This window comes from Chelatococcus reniformis, from assembly GCF_014640075.1.
GTDB lineage: Bacteria > Pseudomonadota > Alphaproteobacteria > Rhizobiales > Beijerinckiaceae > Camelimonas > Camelimonas reniformis.
This window is the reverse complement of record NZ_BMGG01000001.1, coordinates 1-21,428: the sequence shown is the minus strand read 5'-3', so window position 1 is coordinate 21,428 and position 21,428 is coordinate 1. Positions and strand designations below refer to the sequence as shown.

The 21,428-nt window shown below is 67.5% G+C and carries 15 protein-coding genes; 13 read left to right on the top strand and 2 right to left on the bottom strand.

Going from position 1 to position 21,428, the window contains the following annotated elements; translation table 11 throughout:
• The first annotated feature begins 38 nt into the window (after positions 1-38).
• The 13 genes from IEW34_RS00075 to IEW34_RS00015 all read left to right on the top strand — a co-directional run bounded on the left by IEW34_RS00075 (position 39) and on the right by IEW34_RS00015 (position 16,692).
• Positions 39-2,066 carry a hydantoinase/oxoprolinase family protein gene (locus IEW34_RS00075; protein ID WP_188607107.1) on the top strand — a complete coding sequence of 676 codons (2,028 nt, stop codon included), beginning with the start codon at positions 39-41 and terminating at the stop codon, positions 2,064-2,066.
• A 5-nt stretch (positions 2,067-2,071) separates the two neighbouring features.
• Entirely contained in the window at positions 2,072-4,057 is a 1,986-nt protein-coding gene (locus IEW34_RS00070) for a hydantoinase B/oxoprolinase family protein (RefSeq protein WP_188607106.1), read from the top strand.
• A gap of 260 nt (positions 4,058-4,317) precedes the next feature.
• The gene (locus IEW34_RS00065) at positions 4,318-5,034 is read left to right on the top strand and encodes a GntR family transcriptional regulator (RefSeq protein ID WP_188607105.1); all 717 of its coding nucleotides are present in this window, start codon (positions 4,318-4,320) and stop codon (positions 5,032-5,034) included.
• 58 nt (positions 5,035-5,092) lie between these two features.
• Positions 5,093-5,287 (top strand): hypothetical protein, encoded by a 195-nt coding sequence (locus tag IEW34_RS00060; protein WP_188607104.1) that lies wholly within the window; start codon positions 5,093-5,095, stop codon positions 5,285-5,287.
• Positions 5,288-5,515: 228 nt separating this feature from the next.
• Positions 5,516-6,718 carry an ABC transporter substrate-binding protein gene (locus IEW34_RS00055; protein WP_188607103.1) on the top strand — a complete coding sequence of 401 codons (1,203 nt, stop codon included), beginning with the start codon at positions 5,516-5,518 and terminating at the stop codon, positions 6,716-6,718.
• Positions 6,719-6,748: 30 nt separating this feature from the next.
• The gene (locus tag IEW34_RS00050) at positions 6,749-7,525 is read left to right on the top strand and encodes an ABC transporter ATP-binding protein (protein WP_188607102.1); all 777 of its coding nucleotides are present in this window, start codon (positions 6,749-6,751) and stop codon (positions 7,523-7,525) included.
• Complete coding sequence (locus tag IEW34_RS00045) at positions 7,525-8,277, top strand: ABC transporter ATP-binding protein (protein WP_188607101.1); 753 nt, start codon at positions 7,525-7,527, stop codon at positions 8,275-8,277. Before IEW34_RS00050 ends, IEW34_RS00045 begins: the two co-directional genes overlap by 1 nt.
• On the top strand, positions 8,274-9,188 hold the full coding sequence (locus IEW34_RS00040) for a branched-chain amino acid ABC transporter permease (RefSeq protein WP_188607100.1): 915 nt from the start codon (positions 8,274-8,276) through the stop codon (positions 9,186-9,188). The genes IEW34_RS00045 and IEW34_RS00040 overlap by 4 nt, the downstream gene beginning before the upstream one ends.
• 10 nt (positions 9,189-9,198) lie before the next feature.
• Entirely contained in the window at positions 9,199-10,314 is a 1,116-nt protein-coding gene (locus IEW34_RS00035) for a branched-chain amino acid ABC transporter permease (protein ID WP_188607099.1), read from the top strand.
• Positions 10,315-10,322: 8 nt separating this feature from the next.
• Positions 10,323-11,246, top strand: coding sequence for an aminotransferase class IV (locus tag IEW34_RS00030; RefSeq protein ID WP_188607098.1), 924 nt, complete (start codon positions 10,323-10,325; stop codon positions 11,244-11,246).
• Between the two features lie 40 nt (positions 11,247-11,286).
• A complete protein-coding gene (locus IEW34_RS00025) occupies positions 11,287-13,305 on the top strand; it encodes a hydantoinase/oxoprolinase family protein (RefSeq protein WP_188607097.1) in 2,019 nt (672 codons plus the stop codon).
• A gap of 215 nt (positions 13,306-13,520) precedes the next feature.
• The gene (locus tag IEW34_RS00020) at positions 13,521-15,209 is read left to right on the top strand and encodes a hydantoinase B/oxoprolinase family protein (RefSeq protein WP_188607096.1); all 1,689 of its coding nucleotides are present in this window, start codon (positions 13,521-13,523) and stop codon (positions 15,207-15,209) included.
• A gap of 97 nt (positions 15,210-15,306) precedes the next feature.
• The gene (locus tag IEW34_RS00015; protein ID WP_210324416.1) at positions 15,307-16,692 is read left to right on the top strand and encodes an aspartate aminotransferase family protein; all 1,386 of its coding nucleotides are present in this window, start codon (positions 15,307-15,309) and stop codon (positions 16,690-16,692) included.
• A 61-nt stretch (positions 16,693-16,753) separates the two neighbouring features.
• Here IEW34_RS00015 and IEW34_RS00010 read toward each other — a convergent pair whose 3' ends face one another.
• Positions 16,754-17,665, bottom strand: coding sequence for an AEC family transporter (locus IEW34_RS00010; RefSeq protein WP_188607095.1), 912 nt, complete (start codon positions 17,663-17,665; stop codon positions 16,754-16,756).
• A gap of 489 nt (positions 17,666-18,154) precedes the next feature.
• Complete coding sequence (locus tag IEW34_RS00005; protein WP_188607094.1) at positions 18,155-20,209, bottom strand: M23 family metallopeptidase; 2,055 nt, start codon at positions 20,207-20,209, stop codon at positions 18,155-18,157.
• Between the last annotated feature and the right edge of the window lie 1,219 nt (positions 20,210-21,428).

Genomic DNA, 21,428 nt, shown 5'->3' with positions numbered 1-21,428 from the left:
TCCATTTGCACAATGCTCTCGGACAGGAGGCGGATCCTTTGCAGAACCTGCGCGTTGCAGTAGATGTCGGCGGCACCTTCACCGACATCTGCATCATGGATGAAGCGAGCGGCCTCATCCGCATCGAGAAGACCGCCTCGTCGCCCGACCCCATCGACGGCATCATGGCGGGCCTCGACAAGGCGGCCGTCGATCTGGGCGAGGTCGCGCTCTTCTCGCACGGCACCACGGTGGCCACCAACGCGCTGATCACCCGGCGCCTGCCTCGCACCGCCATGGTGTCGACCCGCGGCTTCCGCGACGTCATCGAGATCCGCCGCGCCAACAAGGAGGAGCTCTGGGATACCTACAAGGACGTGGTCCGCCCCTACGTGCCGCGGCGCGACCGGCTCGTCGTCAGCGAACGCATCGACGCCCAAGGCAAGGTGGTGACGCCCCTCGACGAGGCCGATGCGCGCGAGGTGGCCCGCATCCTCAAGCGCCGGCAGGTGGCCGCGGTCGCCGTGTGTTTCATGAACGCCTACATGAACGGCGCCAACGAGCGGCGCATGAAGGAGATCCTCGAGGAGGTGATGCCGGGCGTGCCGGTCTCGATCTCCTCGCAGGTGCTGCCGGAGATTTTCGAGCACGAGCGCTTCTCGACGACGGTGGCCAACGCGGCGCTCAGCCCCGTGGTCGTCAATTACACCTCGCGCCTGGGCGAGCGGCTGAAGCAGGAGGGCTACAAGCGCGATCTGCTGCTGCTGCACACCGGCGGCGGCGTCATGACCCCGGCCAGCGTCAAGGATTTCGCGGCGCGCCTCGCCGGCTCCGGCATCGCCGCCGGCGCCATCGCGAGCCGGCACATCGCCATGCTCTGCGGCTTCCGTAACTCGATCGGCCTCGACATGGGCGGCACCTCCACCGACGTGTCGCTGGCCTACGAGGGCCAGTCGCGCGTCACGAAAGATTGGTTCGTCGAGTTCGGCTATCCGATCCGCTTCTCCTCCATCGAGGTGCTGACCATCGGCGCCGGCGGCGGCTCGCTGGCCTGGACCGACGAGGCGGGCTCGCTGCGCAACGGCCCGCAGTCGGCCGGCGCCAACCCGGGGCCCGCCTGCTACGGCAACGGCAACCGCCAACCCACCAACACCGACGCCAACGTGGTGTTGGGCCGCCTCGGCACCAGCCTCGCCGGCGGCAAGATCATGCTCGACCCTAAGCTCGCGACCGAGGCGGTGGAGGAGGGTGTGGCCAAGCCGTTCGGGCTAACCGTGCACGCGGCGGCCGATGCCATCGTGCGCGTCGCCAACGCCAACATGTCGGACGCGGTGCGCCTGATCTCGATCAGCCGCGGCTATGACCCGCGCGACTTCGCCCTGGTCGCCTTCGGCGGCGCCGGCGCCCTGCACGGGGTCGACGTCGCCCGCGAGCTCGCCATACCGGCGGTGATCGTGCCGCCCAACCCCGGCGTGACCTCGGCACTCGGCTGCCTGCTCGTCGACGTCCAACACGATTTCTCGGAGAGTTATCTGGTCGAGGCCGCGGACGCCGACCCGGCCGCCATCGAGGCCGCCTTCGCGCGGCTTGAGGGGGAGGCGCTGGAGCGCCTGGCGCACGAGGGCGTCGCGCCGGCCGACACCGTGCTGCAGCGCTCCATCGACATGATGTACCAGGGCCAATGGCGCTCCCTCGCCGTCAGCGCCCCTAGTCCGATCGGCGCCATCGCCGACCTGATCGAGGCGTTCCACCAGAATCACGAGCGCGAGTACAATTTCCGCCGGGACGACGCCCCGGTCAGCCTGTTCCGCCTCAACCTGAAGGCGGTCGGCGTCGTCCCCAAGGCCGAGCTCGCCGTGCACGAGGCGACGGGCGAGGTCCCCGTGCCGGTGAGCCGGCGTCCGGTCTGGTTCGATGGCGGGACGGCGCTCGACACCCCGGTCTACGAGCGGTCGGACCTGCCGGCCGGCCTCGTGCTCGCCGGCCCCGCCGTCGTCGAGCAACTGGATTCGACCGTGCTGATCCCGCCCGGCACCCGGGCCGAGGTCGATCAATATCTCAACATCATCATCCGCGTGAGGGACTGACCGCGATGGCCGAGCCGCTTCCCCTCGATCCCGTGACCTTCGAGGTGCTGAAGAACTCCTTCATCACCAGCGTCGACCAGATGGGCGAGCAGATCCTCAGGACCTGCTATTCCTTCGTCATCTACAACCGCGACTTCTCCAGCGCCCTGCACGATGCCGAAGGCAACTCGGCGGCCCAGGGCAATCAGGACATCGCGGTCCACGTCGGCACCTTGCACTTCACCTGCAAGGACGTGATGCGCGCCTTCGAGGGCGACATGCATCCGGGCGACGTCTACGCCATCAACGACCCCTATGTCGGGGGCACCCACTTCTGCGACGTGCGGTTGATCCGGCCGATCTTCGCCGACGGCAAGATCATCGCCTTCAGCCAGTCGAACGGCCACTGGTCGGACGTGGGCGGCAGCGTGCCGGGCTCCTTCGACGTGGCCGCCCGCGAGATGTTCCGCGAGGGCCTGCGCATCACGCCGATCCGCCTGTTCTCGCAGGGCAAGCTCTGCAAGGACGTCGCCAATCTGCTCGCCGCCAACACGCGCGATCCAGCCTCGATCATCGGCGACATCCAGGCCCAGGCCGAGGCGACCCAGGTGTGCGAACGTGAGATCCTGCGCCTCGTCGACAAGTACGGCCGCGACACCGTGGAGACGGGGCTCGCCGCGGTGCAGGACTACGTGGAGCGGGCGGTGCGCCAGCGCCTCGCCGCGATTCCCGACGGCGAGTGGGAGACCCAGGACTTCATCGACCGCGATCCCGCCAGCGGGGAGGGGATGATCCCCATCAAGGTCAAGCTGACCATCAAGGGCGACAAGGCGATCTACGACTTCACCGGCAGCCACCCGACCATCGGATCGATCTACAACTCGGCCTTCGGCGCCACCTTCTCCGCCGTTGCCGCCGGCATGAAGACCTTCTTCCCCGACCTGCCGCTCAACTCGGGCTTCTACCGCGCCTTCGAGATCATCGCGCCGGAGGGCTCGATCGTCGACGCCAAATGGCCGGTTGCGGTTACCGGTTTCCTGATGCCGTTCGAGAAGATCATGAACGCCATCTACGAAATGTGGTCGAAGATCATGCCGGAGCGGGCGATCGCGTGCGCGTTCAACCTCGAATACCTGCTGACCGGCGGGCTCGACGGCCGCCGCGCCAGCAAGCCGATCTTCATGTTCTACGACTGGCTGCCCGGCGGCTGGGGCGGCCGCAACGGCAAGGACGGCTGCAACGTCACCACAGCCTGCTTCGGCACCGGGCTGATGTCGCAGCCGGTCGAGGGCCAGGAGCGCGCCAACCCGATCCTGACCACGGAGTACGAGATTCTCACGGACTCGCCCGGGCCCGGCAAGTGGCGCGGCGGCGCCGGCGTGCGCAAGACCTCGGTGATGCTGGAGGCGGAAAAGACGGTCATCTCTTACATCTGCGACCGCGAGCGGGCGGTGGTGTGGGGCATCGAAGGCGGCCTGCCGTCGATGCCGCACGGGCTCGCCATCACGCGGGCCGGCGCCGACAAGGAGGAGTGGCTGGGTTCCGTCTTCTCCGACGTGCCGATCGGCCCCGGCGATGTCTTCAGCCGGCCGACCGCCGGCGGCGGCGGCTTCGGCGATCCGCTCGAACGCGTTCCGGCGCTGGTGCTGGAGGACGTCAAAGACGACTACGTCTCGGTGGAACGGGCCGCCAAGGACTACGGCGTCGTCATCCGGGTGATCGACGCCGAGCTCTGCGACTATGCGGTGGAGGAGGCCGCGACCAAGGCCCTGCGCGACGACATCCGAGCCGAGCGCGGCGTGTGGCTCGCCACCGATCCGGAGGAGGTGGCCGCGGGCTACCGGGCCGGCACCATCGACAAGCTCGACGCGGTGCGGCGCTACGCGGTGATCCTCGACTGGGACACCGGCACGCTGCTCGCGCAGACGACCAGCCAGTTCCGCGAGATGTTCCAGCTGCGGTCGGCAGCGAAGTGGGGCGCCGGCGCGACGACCGGAATCGCGGCCCAATGATCGGACAGCCGCCCATGGGCGGAGCGGGGCGGGCGCTTTTGGCGCCCGCGCGCCGGGCGTTCGCACAACCGATTGAGAAGATGGAACCTTTTCGCCCATGCCTTGGGCATGGCCATGCCCACCATTTGCCCATGGACGCCGTTGACTCGATGGGCCAGCAGCCTAATCTGTCCACAGTCTGCAACTTCAAGAGCGGCCGCCGTGGCGCCGCAGACCCACGCAGCACACGGGTTCGAAATGCTGCGGGATGCATACGGACGATGAGTCAATCGGTGGAGCAGGTTCCGGCGCCGCGGCTGATCGAGACGCTCAGTCTGTCCGATCAGGTGCGCAACCTGCTTCTGGAGGGGCTGACGTCAGGACGGCTCAGGGCCGGCGACCGGATCAACGAGGCGGAGCTTGCGCGCACCCTTGGCATCAGCCGCAATCCCATCCGCGAGGCCATCTCGGGGCTCGCGCAGCGCGGCTTTCTGGTCGCCTCGCCGCGCCGGGGCCACTTCATGCGCGCCTTCACGCCCCAGGACGTGAACGACGTGTTCTCCTTCCGGATCTGCGTCGAAGCCTTCGCTATCCGGCAGGCGTTGCCGTTGATGGACGCGGCCGATCACGACGACCTCCGCCGCATCGTGGATCGCATGATCGCGGCAGCCGAGCAGGAGGATCTCACCGAGCTGCGGCAGGCCGACATTGCCTTGCACCGGCGCATCTGCGAGCTGTCGCAGAACCGCCAGACGCTCAGGGCGCACGAGGGCATCGACACCGAGGTGCAGATGCTGGTGGCCTATGTCGACCTCGACCACGAGACGCCGATGGAGGCGGCGCTCGCCCATGTGCCGATCGTCGAGGCCATGGCGAGCGGTGACGTGGCCAGCTCCGTGGCGGCACTGGAGCACCACCTCCAGGCAACCTGGGCACGCGTCCTGGACATTTACGACAAGACCGGCCCGGCGCCGGTAAGGCTGGCGGGGGCGCATTGAACTGAGCGGCTGCTGCCGTTCGCGGCTGAAGCAACCGTCAACGTTGTGGGATGTGTACATGAAGTTTGCGCAGAATCGAATGTACATCGAGAGCTACAACAAGTGCCCGAACTGCGGGATCCTGCTTTACGACAAGCCGGCGAACGTCGATACCGGCACGGTCGTCGAAGCCGGAAAGATCTATTGCTCCCCGTGGTGCGTCGCGTGGGAAAAAGACCGCGAGGAGCGGCGGCAAGCGCAGCCAGCGCCCTGATCCGATGGGCCGGTGAACTCCGTTCATCGCGTCCCCTGCCGAGGTCGTTGCTGGCCGGCGTTGCGCACCTGAGCCGGGCGCGGCCGCCGCGTCATTGATTGCTGAAAGCTGACGGCGACGGGCGCGCATGGCCGCTTCCGCGAACGAGAGACTGCGTCCGGAAGCCGTCGCCGGATCGCCCATCCGCAGATCGCGATGTCGCGTTGCTGTGTCAGTCTGGAGGGTCAGGTGAAAGCAAAGCTTCTGATGCGCGCATTGCTGTGCGGGGCCGTCGCCGTCGCAGCACCTCGGGGCGCCGCTGCCGCCGACGACGGCATCACCATCGGCATGCCCGTCGCCTTCTCGGGCTGGATGGAGGCCTATGACGGCGAAGCCGCCAAGATGGCGGAGCTGTGGATCGAGCAGACCAACGCCAAGGGGGGGCTGCTCGGCAAGCCGATCAAGCTGATTTCCGCCGACACCAAGACCGACCGTGTCGAGGGCGCCAAGGTCGGCAAACAGCTGATCGACCAGGGCGCCAAGCTGCTGCTGGTCTCGGCCGACTACGACTATGGCGCGCCGGCCGCGCTGCAAGCCCAGAAAGCCAACGTGATCTCCGTGTTCATCGGCGCCTCCGACCCCAAGGCCGGCATCCTCGGCGTCGGGCCCCTGTCCTTCAGCGCCAACAACGCTGCTCAGCTCGAAGGCGCCATCATGGGCGAGTGGGGCTACGAAAAGAAAGGCTTCCGCAAAGGTTACATGCTGATCGACGAAACCATCGAGTACAACAAGTCGATCTGCGCCGGCTACGAGTGGGCCTTTCCCAAGAAGGGCGGCAAGATCGTCGGGCAGGACACGTTCAAGGGTCTCGATCCGACCATCAGCTCGCAGATTACCCGGCTGAGCGACGCGATCCGCACGGCCGGCGTCGACAATATCATGCTCTGCTCGACCAACCCGGGTGCGGCGAGCTCGGTCCGCCAGCTGCGTGCCGCCGGTATCAACCTGCCGATCATGAGCGGCACCGCCATGGACGGCACCTATTGGCTGAACTCGACGCCGGGCCTCAAGGACTTCTACCTGCCGGTACAGGCGCTCACCGTGAACGATCCGCGCCCGGCGGTGAACGAGATCACCGCGGCCTATGCCAAGAAGTACGGCAAGCCGCCGACCACCCAATACGCCTATCCGATCTACGCCTTCCTCGACCTCTGGGCCAAGGCCGTGACCACGGCAGGCACGCCCGATGCGGCCAAGGTGGTGGCCTTGCTCAACAAGGACGACAAGGCCGAGACGGTGCTGGGGCCGCGGACCTTCACGCCCAAGCTGCATATCCAGATCGGCATGCCGATGTTCGTCGTCTCTTACGCCGACGGCAAGGAAACGCCGGTCGAGGAGTGGCAGATCAAGGAGACCATTCCCGACTCGGTTCTTTACCGGCTCAAGAAGTAGGGCGGGCGGGACACTGGTCGGGCGAGCGCGATGATCGAACCCTACGTCGAGCCCGCCGCGCCGGGCGTGGACCGCGGCCTGACCAATGCCTCGGAGCTCGCCGCCGACAAGCTCGTGGTGCGCTTCCAGGGGCTGGCGGCCATCTCGGACGTCAGCCTCAAGGTGCAGCGCCACGAGGTGTTCGGCCTCATCGGGCCGAACGGGGCCGGCAAGACGACCCTCGTCAACTGCCTCACCGGCTTCCAGCGGCCGACCGAGGGGCGGATCATCCTCGGCGGCGGCGACACCGCGGGATGGTCCGCTTCGCGCTTCCGCGAGCAGGGGGTCGCCCGCACCTTTCAGGCCGGGCGGCTGTTCAAGGACATGACCGTCATGGAGAACGTGGAGGTCACCGCCGCGGGGCTCGGCGCCAGCCTGCGCTCTGCGCGCAAGCACGCCAAGGCGATGCTCGGCTGGATCGGGCTCGCCGACAAGGCGGCGCTCCACGCCGGCGCGCTCGCCTACACCGATCAGCGGCGCCTCGGTATCGCCCGCGCCCTGGTGCTGTCGCCGGCCTTCATCCTGCTCGACGAGCCGGCGGCCGGCATGTCGGACGCCGAGTGCGAGGACCTGATGGAACTCGTCGCGTCGATCCCGCGCACCTTCACCTGTGGCGTCCTGCTGATCGAGCACAACATGCGCGTGGTGATGGGCATTAGCCAGCGCATCCACGTCCTCGACGGCGGCCGCACCATCGCCGAGGGCACGCCCGACGAGATCCAGCGGCACGAGGCGGTGCTCGCCGCCTACCTGGGCATGGAGGCGTGATGGGCGCGCTGGTCGAGGTCGACGGCATCCACGTGCGCTACGGCGATCTGGTGGCGTTGCGGGACGTGTCGCTTTCCGTCGCCGAGGGCGAGGTCGTCTGCATCATCGGCCCCAACGGGGCCGGCAAGTCCACGGCACTCACCGCCATCGCCGGCGGCGTCGCGCCCTATGCCGGCGATATCCGCGTCGGCGGCGTGAGCGTCCTCGGCCTTCGGCCCGAGCAGGTCGCCCGGCTTGGCCTGTCCCTCGTGCCGGAGGGGCGGCACATCTTCGGCACCCTGACGGTCGAGGAGAACCTGCGCATCGGCGGCTACATCCAGGGCGACCGCGCCGCCGCCAAGGCCGACATGGAGCGGCTGCTCGCCCTGTTCCCGCGCCTCGCCGAGCGGCTGCGTTATCCGGCCGGGCGGCTCTCCGGCGGCGAGCAGCAGATGCTGGCGGTGGCCCGTGCGGTGATGACCCGCCCGCGCCTGCTCCTGGTCGACGAGCCCTCGCTCGGCCTCGCCCCGCGCATCATCGACCAGATCTACGAGATCCTGCTCGACCTGAGGCAACGCGCGGCGCTGACGCTGCTCATCAACGAGCAGAGCTCCAACCGCATCCTCAAGCACGCCGACCGCATCTACGTGCTGCGCGGCGGCCGGGTGCAGCTCGAGGGCCCAGCCGCCGACCTCCGGGACGGGGAGGCCATCCGCCACGCCTATTTCGGCTTCGGCGAAGCTCCCGTCGCACCCCTGGACGCCCCCGCATGATCCAGTTCCTGCAAAACCTCATCGACGCCATCGCCCTGGGCAGCATCTACGCCCTGGTGGCGCTCGGCGTCGGCCTGCTGTTCGGCATCCTGCGGCTGATCAACTTCGCCCATGGCGACTTCATCACCATCGGGGCCTATGCCCTGATCGTGCCGTCGGCCGATGTGACGGCGCGGCTGCTGATCGGCGGCTGGCCCTGGCCGGTGATGATCCCGATGATCTGCCTCATCGTCGTGATCGTCGCCTTGCTCGCCGACGCGCTGGTGTTCCGCCCGCTCAGGCGCGCCACCTCGCCGACCTTGATGATCGCGTCCTTCGCGGTGAGCTACATCATCCAGAACGGCGTGCTGATGGCCTACGGCTCGCGCCCAAAGGCGGTCGACCTGTGGAGCGGCGCGAACACCCAGGTGCTGATCGGCGACCTGCGGGTGCCGATGCTCCAGCTCATCACCTTGGCGGTGACGCTGGTGCTGATGACCGCGCTCACGCTGTTCCTCAAGCGCACGGCTTACGGCGTGCAGATGCGCGCCGCAGCGGAAGACTTTCGCATGGCCCAGTACCTGGGCGTGCGTGGCAACGTGGTGATCGGCATCGCCTTCGCCATCAGCGGCATCCTGGCCGGGGTGGTGTCGCTGCTCTACACCACGCAGTCCGGCTCGCTCAGCCACACCATGGGCGTGCCGCTGGCGCTGTTCGCCTTCGTCGCGGTGGTGGTCGGCGGCATGGGTAGCCTGGTCGGCGCGGTCGTCGGCGGCTTCGCCATCGGCCTCATCGTCACCATGCTACAGGCCTACCTGCCGCCGGAGCTGCGCGCCTTCCGCGACGCCTTCGCCTTCGGCTTCGTCATCCTCATGCTGCTGGTGCGGCCGGCCGGCCTGGTGCCGGCCCGTAGCACCTTCGAGCGCGTCTGAGGAGGGGATCATGGGCCACTTCCTCCTCCGCCACCAGACTCCGATGCTGCTGGCCGTCCTGCTGGTGCTGATCGCCGGGGCGACGTCGCTGAGCAGCAACGAGGCGCTGCAAGTGACGCTGACGGAGATGTTCATCCGCGTCATCGTCGTGGTCGGCCTCTACGTCTTCATCGGCAACTCCGGCATCATCTCGTTCGGCCATATCGGCTTCATGTGCATCGGCGCCTACGCCGCGGCCTGGGCGACCGCCGAGCCCTCCTTCAAGCAGATCATGCTCTCGGGACTGCCGGCATTCCTGCAGGAGCACCAGTATCCGTTCCTGGTGGCGACGGCGGGCGCGCTGCTGCTGGCGATGGCGGTGGCCTTCGTGCTGGGCCTCGCCATCATGCGGCTGTCGGGCACGGCCGCCTCGATCGCCACCTTCGCCTTCCTGATCATCGTCAACAGCGTCTATTCCAACTGGGATTCGCTGACGGCGGGCGTGTCCTCCATCATCGGTATCCCGACGGTGGTCGGCTCGTTCACGGCCTACGCTTTCGCCGCCCTGGCGATCCTCGTCGCCTATCTCTTCCAGATCTCGCGCTTCGGGCTGATGCTGCGGGCCTCGCGCGACGACGAGGTCGCCGCCCGCGCCTCGGCCGTGAAGATCATGCGCGTGCGGCTGGCCGCCTTCGTGCTGAGCGCCGGGCTGGTGGGCATCGGCGGCGGGCTCTACGCCCAGTTCCTCGGCATCCTGACGGTCGATCCGTTCTATCTGAACCTCTCCTTCATCACCATCGCCATGCTCGTCGTCGGCGGCATGGCGAGCCTGAGCGGCGCCGTCGTCGGCGTCGTCGCCGTCACCGCTATCGTCGAGATCCTGCGCCTCTTCGAGCGCGGCGTGCCCATCGGGGGCGCGAGCCTTGGGCTGCCGCAGGGCAGCCAGGAGATCGGCCTCGGCATCGTCATGGCCCTGATCCTGATCTTCCGGCCGAACGGCCTGAGCCGGGGGCGCGAGTTCGCCCACTTCGCCGGCGCGCCTCTTCCCGCGCCGTCCACCGCCGCGCCCGTCGCGCCGCCCGCCAGCGCGCCCGCGGCGCGGCCGGAGGGCATCCCCATCACCGACGAGCGCAAGGCTATCGTTTGAGGATCGCCATGACTGACGCCCCATCCCCCTATGTCGCCGGAGCCGCCTACATCGACGGGCGCTTCATGCCCATCGCCGAGGCGACGATTCCGATCACCGATTGGGGCTATCGCCGCTCCGACGTGACCTATGACGTGGTCGGCGTGTGGCAGGGCTCGTTCTTCCGCCTCGACGACCACGTCAGCCGCTTCCGCGCCTCCATGGACGCCTTTCGCTTCAAGCCGCAGGAGAGCGACGAGGACATCAGGGCGCTCCTCAACCGCTGCGTGGCGCTCGCGGGGCTGCGCGATGCCTACGTCGCCGTGGACTGCCTGCGCGGCCGGCCGCCGGCGGGCATGCCCTACCACCCGGCCTATGCGCGCAACTACATCGCCGCCTTCGCCGTGCCCTGGATCTCGCTGCTGAAGCCCGAGGTGATGGCGCGCGGCGCCCACCTGGTCGTCGCCGAGACCGTCCGCATCCCGGCCAACTCGGTCGACCCGCGCGCCAAGAATTTCCACTGGGCCGACCTGACCCGCGGTCAGTTCGAGGCGCACGACCGCGGCGCCGATTTCTGCGTGTTGCTCGCCGAGGACGGCACCATGACGGAGGGGCCGGGCTTCAACATCTTCGTGGTCGCCGACGGCCGGATCGTCACGCCCGACCGCGGCGTGCTCGAGGGCATCACCCGGCGCTCGGTGATCGAGCTCTGCCAGGACCTCGACCTTCCGGTCGAGGTGCGCCCGGTGCCGGTGGCGGAGCTGCGCGACGCCGACGAGATCTTCCTGTCCACCACCGCGGGCGGCGTGATGCCGGCCTCGCGCATCGACGGCCGCATCATGGGCAACGACCGCCCGGGGCCGATCTCCCAGCGCGTGCACGAGGCCTTCTGGAGCCGTCGTGCGCACGGCTGGCACGCAACCCCCGTCGACTACGGCGCGGCTGCCGCCTGAACCTGGCCGCAGACCCCACCGCCAACCGAGAGAAACGACGATGAGCTACAGACTGGGCATCGATATCGGCGGCACCTTCACGGATTTCGTCGCCTACGACGAAGGCAACCGGGTGCTGTCGGCGTGGAAGAACCTCTCCACGCCACATGACCCGATCCAGGGCATCATGACCGGCCTCAACGCCTTCGCCGGCGTCGCCGACACCTCCGGCATCCGCCTCGGCACCACGGTGGCGACCAACGCGCTGCTGGAGGGCAAGGGCGCACGCGTCGCGTACGTGACGACGCGGGGCTTCCGCGATGTGCCGTTCATCGGTCGCGGCAACCGCCGCCACCACTACGATCTCGCCTGGGTCAAGCCCAAGCCGTTCGTCCTGCGTCGCGACGCCGTCGAGGTGGACGAGCGCGTCGGCGCCTCAGGGGCCATCATCGAGCCGCTCGACGAGGCGCAGATCGAGGCCCTGGCCGACAAATTCGCAGCGGACGGCGAGGTCGAGGCCGTCGCCGTGGTGCTGCTGCATTCCTATCTCACCCCGACGCACGAGCAGCGGATCAAGGCCATCTTCAAGGAGCGCCTGCCCGGTGTGCCGGTGTCCATCTCCTACGAGGTGCTGCCCAAGTGGAAGGAGCACTTCCGCTCCTCCACCACGATCTGCGACGCCTTCATCAAGCCCGTCGTCGACAGGCAGCTCGGCTCCATGCAGCGGCAGCTCCAGGAGAACGGGGTCAAGGCGCAGGTCGTCGTCATGCGCTCCAACGGCGGCGAAATGAGCCTCGGCGCGGCCGTCGAGGCGCCGATCCAGATCGCCGTCTCGGGCCCCACCGGCGGGGTCATCGCCGCCAAGCGCACGGCCGAGCTGCTCGGCCTGCCCAACCTGGTGACGCTCGACATGGGCGGCACCTCCACCGACGTGTCGACTGTCGTGGACGGCAAGGAGAAGTTCACCACCGACTTCGAGATCGAGTGGGGGCGCCCGATCCAGATCCCGATGATCGACATCCGCACCATCGGCGCCGGCGGCGGCTCGATCGCCCGCATCGATGCCGGCGGCATGCTGGTGGTGGGGCCCGAGAGCGCCGGCGCCAATCCGGGCCCCGCCTGCTACGCCAGCGGCGGCACCGCGCCCACCGTCACCGACGCCAACGTGGTGCTCGGGCGGATCAGCGCCAGCAACTTCCTGGGCGGCTCCATGGCGCTCGACGCGGAGGCAGCGCGGCGGGCGGTCGAGCCCGTCGCGGCGGCCCTCGGCTACTCCGTGGAGCAGGCGGCGCTCGCGATCGTGCGCATTGCCAACAACAACATGGTGGGCGCGCTGCACACGGTGCTCACCGAGCAGGGGCTCGACCCGCGCGATTTCGTGCTCGTCGCCTTCGGCGGCGCGGGGCCGCCCCACATCAGCGACCTGATGACCGAGGCCTCCATCCCGCGGGGGCTGGTGCCAAATTTCCCCGGGCAGTTCTCGGCCTTCGGCTTCACCATGGCCGACGCCCGCGTCGACCGCTACCGCACGGTGCAGCTCAATTCACGCTTCTTCGACCGCGAGCGGGCGGCCTCCGTGATGGCGGAGCTGGTGGCGGAGTGCCGGGCGGACCTCGCCGGCCAAGGCCACCACGACATTACCGTCAGCCGTAGCGTGGAGATGCGCTACCTCGGCCAGAACTACGAGCTGGAGATTCCGGTGACCGCCGAGGCCTTCACCGACGAAGAGGTCGCCGGCCTGCTCGACACCTTCCACACCCTGCACGAGGCGCGCTTCGGCTTTCGCCTGGCCGACCACATGGAGATCGTCAACTTCCTGGTGACCGGCGTCGCCCACACCGGCGGGCTGGAGTTTCCCGTCATCGCCGAAGCCGATGGCCCGGCCGGGCCTCTTGCGCGCCGTCCCGTCTGGTTCGACGAGGGCTGGGTGGATACCCCGGTCTACACGCGCGAAACCCTGCGCGCCGGCCATGCCATCTCCGGCCCGGCGCTGGTCGAGGAGCACGCCTCGGTGACGGTGCTCGACCCCGGCAAGTCGTTGACGGTCGACCGTTACGGCAACCTGCTCATCGCGGCGTAGAACGGAACGATGTCACGTCGAGGCCTCGTTCCGTTCTCCGATTTTCGGTTGAGCGCAATCGTTTCCAAAAACTGGCGTCCGCTCTTTGGGGTCGCGCTCTAGAGCATTTCCGTGTTTTTTTGAGTCTTCGAGATGCTCTTTTTGTTTGATTTATCGCGTTTTCTTCACGCGAACCGGCGTCCATTTCGCTCGAAAACGCTCTGGAGGAGAAACCCATGGACATGGTATCTCTCAACATCGTCGGCGGCATCCTGGTCTCGATCTGCCGAGACATGGGCGTCACGCTGATGCGCACGTCGTATTCGACGATCTTCTCCGAATCCCTCGACTTCACCTGCGGCCTGGCACTGCCGAACGGCGAGCTCGTCGCCACGGGAGACTTCTGCCCATCGATGATCGGCGGCCTGCCGCTGCTGCTGCGCTCCTGCGTGCAGGAGATCGCGCTCAAAGACCTGGAGGAGGGAGACGTCATCCTCCACAACGATCCCTACCGCGGCGGTCTGCACACGCCCGAGCATACTTTTTTCAAGCCGGTGTTCGTCGATGGCGAGCTCATCGGCTTCGCAGTGTCCATCGGCCACGTCTGCGAGGTCGGCGGCATGGCCCCGGCGGGCTTCGCCGGCGAGGCGACCGAGGTCTTCCACGAGGGGCTGCGCGTGCCGCCGGTGAAGATCAAGAAGGCCGGCAAGGACGTGGACGACATCTGGCGGCTGATGCTCGCCAATGTCCGCACCCCCCGCTACAACTACGGCGATTTCCGCGCCCTCATCGCCGCCACCGATCTGGGCGAGCGCCGCATGGCCGACCTCGCCCGCAAGTATGGCGTCGCCGCCTTCCGCGAGAATGTCACCGCGCTGATGGACTATTCGGAGCGGCGCATGCGCGCCGAGATCGCCAAGATCCCCGACGGCCGCTATCGCTTCGAGGACTGCATGGAGGACGACGGCATCGAGGACAAGGTGTTCACGATCCGCGCCGAGGTGACAGTCGCCGGCGGCGACCTCGTGGTCGACTATCACGGCTCCTCGCCGCAGGCGAAGGGGCCGATCAACGGCACCCTGGGCGTGGCGCACGGTGCCGCCTACAACGCCGTCCTGCAGCTCACCGACCAGTCCATCCCGAAGAACTCCGGCTGCTTCCGCCCCATCCGCGTGCTGGCGCCGCCCGGCACCGTGGTGAACGTCAATTTCCCGGGCCCTTCGGTCGGCGGCAACACGGAGACCCACTGCCGCATCGCCAACGTGGTGATGGGCGCGCTGGCGCCGGGGCTGAAGGAGCGCTCCGCCGCCACCGACGGCGCCACGCACTCCAACTTCCTGTTCGGCGGCAGCGACGCCAAGACCGGCGAGTTCTTCTGCTGCTACGACCTGACGCCGGTCGGCTGGGGCGGGCGCAGCTTCGCCGACGGCAACGATGCGGTGGGCGGGATCAACGGCAACTGCCCGCACATCCCCGTCGAGGTCTTCGAATACCGCTACCCCTGGCACGTGGAGGAGTTCAAGCTGGTCGACGGCTCCGGCGGACCCGGCACCTTCCGCGGCGGGCTCGCCCTGTCGAAGACCGTGCGCTGCACCGATACGCCGATGACCTTCAGCTACATGAGCGACCGCCAGAAGGTGCACCCCTGGGGCATTCACGGCGGCCATCCCGGGGCCAAGGCGGAGCTCTTCATCATGCGGGCGGGCAGCGAGGACTGGCTGACCATCAGCCAGGCCTTCAACAAGGTGTCGCCGAGCAAGTTCGCGAACGTGCCGATCAGCCCCGGCGACCGCATCAAGATCAGCTCGCCGGCCGGCGGCGGCTGGGGACCGCCCGAGGCGCGCGATCCGGCGATGGTGAAGGAAGATCTGCTCGACGGCTTCATCACCGAGGAGCAGGCGCACACCGCCTACGCCGCCAAATAGCCATCAATTGCCGTCTGGCGTGCGGTCGCGTCCGGCAGGGACACTGCCTCGGCCGTCCGCACGCCCCTCAAGCTCACCCCTCATCAGGAGTCTGATCGTGACGATCCTGCCGAATTCGCTGCACGCGCGCGACGTGGCCTACCAGTTCCACCCCTATACGAATGCGCGTCGGCACGAGCGCATCGGGCCGATGGTCATCGATCGCGGCAGTGGCGTGTATGTCTACGATGACCAAGGGCGAGAATACATCGAGGCGTTAGCCGGTCTGTGGAGCGTCGCCGTGGGCTTCGGCGAGCAGCGGCTGGTCGACGCCGCGACCCGCCAGATGGCCCGTTTGCCTTATTATCATACCTTCTCGCACAAGTCGCATGAGCCCTCGATCGAGCTGGCTGAGAAGCTGGTCAAGATGTCGCCCGATGGCCTCGATCACGTCTTCTTCACTAACTCCGGCTCGGAAGCCAACGATACGGTCGTGAAGCTGGCCTGGTACTACAACAACGCCCTCGATCGTCCGCAAAAGAAGAAGTTCATCGCCCGCAACGGCGGCTATCACGGCATCACCGTGGTCGCTGGCAGCCTCACAGGTCTCCAGGTCAACCAGCGCGGCTTCGACCTGCCGTTGCCCTTCGTGCGCCACGTCACCTGCCCGCACCACTACCGCTACGCGGAGGCCGGGGAGAGCGAGGAGGCCTTCGCCGACCGGCTGGCGGCGGAGCTGGAGGCCACCATCCTGGCCGAGGGCCCCGATACCGTTGCCGCCTTCATCGGCGAGCCAGTGATGGGCGCGGGCGGCGTACTGGTGCCGCCGCGGACCTACTGGCAGAAGGTGCAGGAGGTCTGCCGCCGCTACGACGTGCTGGTCGTCGCCGACGAGGTGATCAATGGCTTCGGGCGTCTGGGCACCCTGTTCGCCTGTGAGACCTTCGACATCAAGCCCGACCTCCTGGTGGTGTCCAAGCAGATCACCTCGTCCTACCAGCCGCTGGCGGCGGTGCTGTTCAGCGACGCCGTGTATCAGGCGATCGCCGACCAGACCGAGCGGCTCGGCAATTTCGGCCACGGGTTCACCGCCAGTGGCCATCCGGTGGCGACCGCCGTGGGGCTGGAGAATCTGGCCATCATCGAGGAGCGCGGGCTGGTGGCCAACGCCGCCAAGGTCGGCGCCCGCCTGCAGGCGGGGCTTGCCACCTTCGCCGACCATCCGCTGGTGGGCGAGGTGCGGGGCATCGGTCTGATCGGGGCGGTGGAATTGGTGGCGGACAAGGCGACAAAGGCCAAGTTCGATCCGCCGGGGAAGGTCGGGCTCTACCTGTTCGAGCGGGCGCAGGAGCACGGACTGATCGTGCGCGCCATCGCCGACACCATCGCTTTCTGCCCGCCGCTGATCATCACCGAGGCGCAGATCGACGAGGTGCTGGCGCGCTTCGGGCGGGCGCTCGATGACACGCAGGCCTGGGTTGTGGCAGGCATGCCCGCGGTGTGAAGGCCGCCGCAGATCGCCGCCGCCGCAGCGAGCGTGCGGCGGCGGTTCGCGGGGCGCGTCGTCAAACGCCGAGAACCCAGAGCCAGGCGACAGTGGTGGCGATCGACAGACCGGTCGACAGCGCGATGGCGCTGGAGGCGACCGCGACGCCGGCCCGGCAGCGCTCGGCCAGCAGATAGGCGTTCACCCCGGACGGACAGCAGGCGAACAGGGTGGCGACGCCGGCCCACGCGGCGGGCATGCTGAAGACATGGAAGGTGAGCAGGTAGACGATCAGCGGGTGGATGACGAGCTTCAGCGCGGCGATGATGCCGGGCAGCGCAAAGCCGGCCGGAATGCCGTAGCGGCGCAGCGCGATGCCCATGCCGACGAGAGCGCAGGGAATGGCGGCCGCCGCAAGCTCGTCGATGATGGTCCATACCGTGACCGGCAGGGGCGGCAGCATCCTGACCGCAGAGCCGGCAAAGATGGCGATGAGGATCGGGTGCGTGGCGAGCCGCCGCGCGATCGTCGCGAGCGAAGCGCCCTTGCCTTCCGCCAGCAAAGTCGCCGCCGTCATGGTGACCGGCAGGTGCACGGCGAGCAGCAGGAACAGCGGCACCGCGCCGGCCTCGCCGTAGGCCTTCAGAATGATGGGGACCCCCACCAGCAGCGTGTTGGACTGGCCGGCCGAGAAGCCCGCCACGACCGCCTCGGTGTGGCCCAGGCCGAACCGCCGCCGGGCGACGACGTGCGCCGCGGCCCAGACGACGGCGACCCCGGCGAAATAGCCGATCCAGTAGCCCCACGGCTGGGAGAGCGGGATCCGGGCCGTGGCCAGCGTCTTGAAGATCAGGCAGGGGATGGCGATGACGAAGACGAAGTCCGACAGGCCGTCGCCGGCCCGATCGGCAAGGAGGTGCAGCCGCCGGCCGATGTAGCCCACGAGCATCAGCCCGAAGACCGGGAGGACGATGTTGACGATGCCGAGCATGGGCCTGCTGGGACGCGCCGAACCGGTGGGACGGTTAGAGCGCTTTCGAGCGAAGTGGACGCCGGTTCGCGTGAAGAAAACGCGATAAACCAAATAGATAGAGCATTTCGGCGCTTCGAAGAAACGCGGGAATGCTCTAGGCGCTTTGCGATTGGGTGGAATCACCCGATCGCTAAGCGCTCCAGAACTAAAAGACTATGAGCATTTCGCCGCCATTGGATGCCCTCATCCCATGGCAGAGAAATGCTCTCGGATGCGCTTTGGAGTTGGCGCGGCCGCGCACCGTCCGCCCGCGCGAACGAACCGGGTGGACTGGGGGAGCCGCTCCGGAGTCGCGCGGTCCGCAGGTGGATTTGCCCGTCCCTGCTAAAGCGTGCGCCGGCAAAACGGAAGGGGGCGAAACCCGTTGCGGAGCGAGGCGCGCCGGATTGAGGACGCAGGAGCATTTCTGCCGCTGGGATGATCACATCTGAGCGGCTCTGCCCCCGCTCAGGGTCCGCCGGTCTGCGCCAGCTTGGGGGTGTCGGCCCGGGCCAGCAATTGGTCGATCTGCTCGCGCTGGCGCTTGAAGTCGGCGAGCGCCCGGCCGTCGAGCTCACGGCCGCGCGGCACCTTGATGCGCAGCGGATTGACGAAGCGGCCGTTGACCAGCACTTCGTAGTGCAGGTGCGGCCCTGTCGACAGGCCGGAACTGCCGAGATAGCCGATGACCTGCCCCTGGCGCACCCGGGCGCCTTCGTTGATGCCGCGCGCGAAGGCCGATTGGTGCGAATAGGTGGTGACGTAGCCGTTGGCGTGCTGGATCTCGGTATGGCGTCCGTAACCCGAGGACCATCCGGCCTTGGTCACCACGCCGTTGCCGGCGGCCAGGATCGGCGTGCCGATCTTGTTGGCCCAGTCCACGCCGGTATGCATCTTCGAATAGTGCAGGATCGGATGGTAGCGCATGCCGAAGCCGGAGCGCAGCTCGCCTTCGGATATCGGCTTGCGCAGCAGGAACTTCTTGAGCGATTTGCCGTCCTGATCGAAGAACTCGACGGCCCCCTCGTCGCTCTGGTAGCGGTAGATGCGGCGCTGCTCGCCGCCTGTGGTCAGTGCGGCGTAGAGGATTTCGGGGCGGCCGGACCCTTCTTCGTCCTCGCCGTAGAACACCTCCAGGCTGTCGCCGCTGGTGATGTGGCGCTGGAAATCCACGTCGTAGGCGAAGATGCGCACCAGTTCCTCGATCACCGGGACCGGCAGGCTGTTCTTGAGCCCGGTCTCGTAGAGGCTCTCGTAGAGCCGCGGTGAGGAACTGTCCTCATCCTCCTCGTCGTCGTTGTCCGATGCGGCGCGCGCCGAGCCGCCCTTCTCGTCGCTTTGCGGAGGCGCGACGGCGACGAAGGTGCCGCGATCGTCGAGGGCGGCGATGGCTTCGATCCCCTTCTCGCCCAGCAGCATGACGCGGACGATCTGGCGGCGGCTGATGCGGTCCGGCCCCAATGCCGGGCTCGGCGCCACGAGGATGCGCAGCCGCTGGCCCTCGCCGAGGGCCGAGACCTTCACCTGCGACCACAGGGGTTTCAGGATGGCGCGAATCTGGTCGTCGTCGCCGCCGGCGGCGCGCAGCACCTGCTCCAGCGTCTCGCCGCGCTTCATGGTCACCACGCGCTCGTCGGAGACCGGATCCTTGGTTCCGTCCACCTTGGGCAGCACCGTCACGTTCTCGGGAACGACGCGGACCTCGATCTTGGAGAAAGGCGACTCCGGAGCGGCCGCGTAGGGCAGGCTGTCGAGGCTGCCGGGCTGCTGCAAGCTGCGGGACAACAGCAACTGCGGCGGCAGCGGCAACGCCGGCCGTTGAGCGCCGTGTTCGGCCGACGACCGCCGGTCCTCCTCGATCTGCGCGGCGACCTCGCCGTCCGACAGAGCCGGTGCCTTGTCGATCGCCGTCGAGGCGAGGTCACGCTTGACGATGGAGACCTCCGCGTCCGCCGGATCCGGCTCCGGTTCCACGGCGCGCTCGGGCGCACCGCTGTCGTCGGCGAACAGCTTGAGCGGATTGAACGGCGGAACATCGGACGCGTACTGGCCGACCGTCGACGACAGGGCCGTGGCGAGGCGCACGAAAGGCCGGACCTTGATGACCTCCCGATCGCCGGCCCGCATCGTCATCGGCGATTTGAAGGTCTGCTTGGCGGCGGCCACGACCTCGAAGCGCACGAGGCGATCGGCCTTGCGCGTCGATACGGTCGGCCTGTCGCCGGCAGCGAGGCCGATCTGCTGGCGCATGGCGGCCGAAACGATCTCCGGCGTCTCGAGGATCGCCGCGTCGCTCTCGAGCGAGACGTAGATGGCGGCGCCGAGCAGCAGAACGCCGCTGATGCCGGTCAATATGCTGCCTGACAGCCAGCGCACGCTCACCGCACGCCGGTCGGCGGTCGGCGTCGACAGACCGCTGGGGTCGAGAGGCGGCTCGTTGCCAAGGTCTGGAAGGAGGGCATGCCGGTCGAGCGGCTCCCCCTGGAACGCCGCGGGGGAGGAATCCGGCGATCGCTCTAGCATGGCACCGACGCCCCGGTCGGCCGTACCGTGTGGAGGGCCGGGCAAGCTGGAACCGCGGCGCCCGGCGCCCGCGCATGCTCGGCAAACGTGGGGACGTATTCCGCGGTCAAAATGCCCTCGGCGTTGGAGTGGACACGCATGCACCACCCGTGACGCCGTACGGGCGGCCAGCGCCTAGTTGGTCTGGCGCCGGAGCTGATTCGCTCCATTAACAAGACCCCACGCAAATCAACACGTTAGCGCACCGCGGGCACCGAGGGAACGGGTCCGGCCCCCGTAAGAGGGCTCCTGGTTCGCGTTGCGCCAACCGACATTCGCCTGACCATTTCGCAAAAGCGATGATTTTCCCCTTGCCAGATGGCCCCGGTCGATTCAGCGCCAGCGGTAACCCGCGCCGCCCATAGTCTCGGTGAACTGGCCAAACATGGCTTGAGTGAGGCGGATGGAACGGGCGCCGGATCGCGGAAAGCCGGCAGCGGGCGCGTGGCGGCCCGGGGTCGGGCGGCACTCTTATATGTATGCGTGCCGTGCAGCATGTCGCGCGTGCGGCGCGACATGCTGCACGGCTGGAGAGGTCAACGACAGGCGGCCTGTGCTCGCCCAGATCCCGACTGGCCCCTGGCGGCCGGCACGAAGGCCGAAATATGAGGTCGCGACCCGTCCTTGTGACTCCGAAGGCTTCAAAAAATGAGAGTTCATTCTGATATAACTAATTGTAATAATTGGATTTTATATGCTTTTGTGGGTCGATGTCAAAAATCCTACATGTTTGGTGTTGACAGCGGGGCGGGCCCGGATCTATAACCCACACATCGACGGGGCGCGGCGGTTTCCGCGGTTTCGTTTATCTCTTCCACCTTAGATGGGGTCTGGGCCCGATACGGATCGGGGCTAAGGCCTGTTTTTGGTGTGAAGGGATTTTGCATCGGGGTGAGGTTTTGGCCTTGCGGAGATGCGCTGCTGTTTGACAATTGAATAGGAAAGAGAAGCGTAGACGGCGTTGTCCTTGCGGGCAGGCTGAGCGTTCCACGGACGTGGGATGTTTGGTTTGCTGCCGAGGATATCGGCGGTACTACGTTTCGGAGCTCACATCGATTTGAGTATTGCTTCGGCGATATTTTGGATCGGATGTTGAGGCTCCGTCAATTCGCGTAGAGACCAAGCCGAGACAAATTCTCATCCAATCTGAGAGTTTGATCCTGGCTCAGAGCGAACGCTG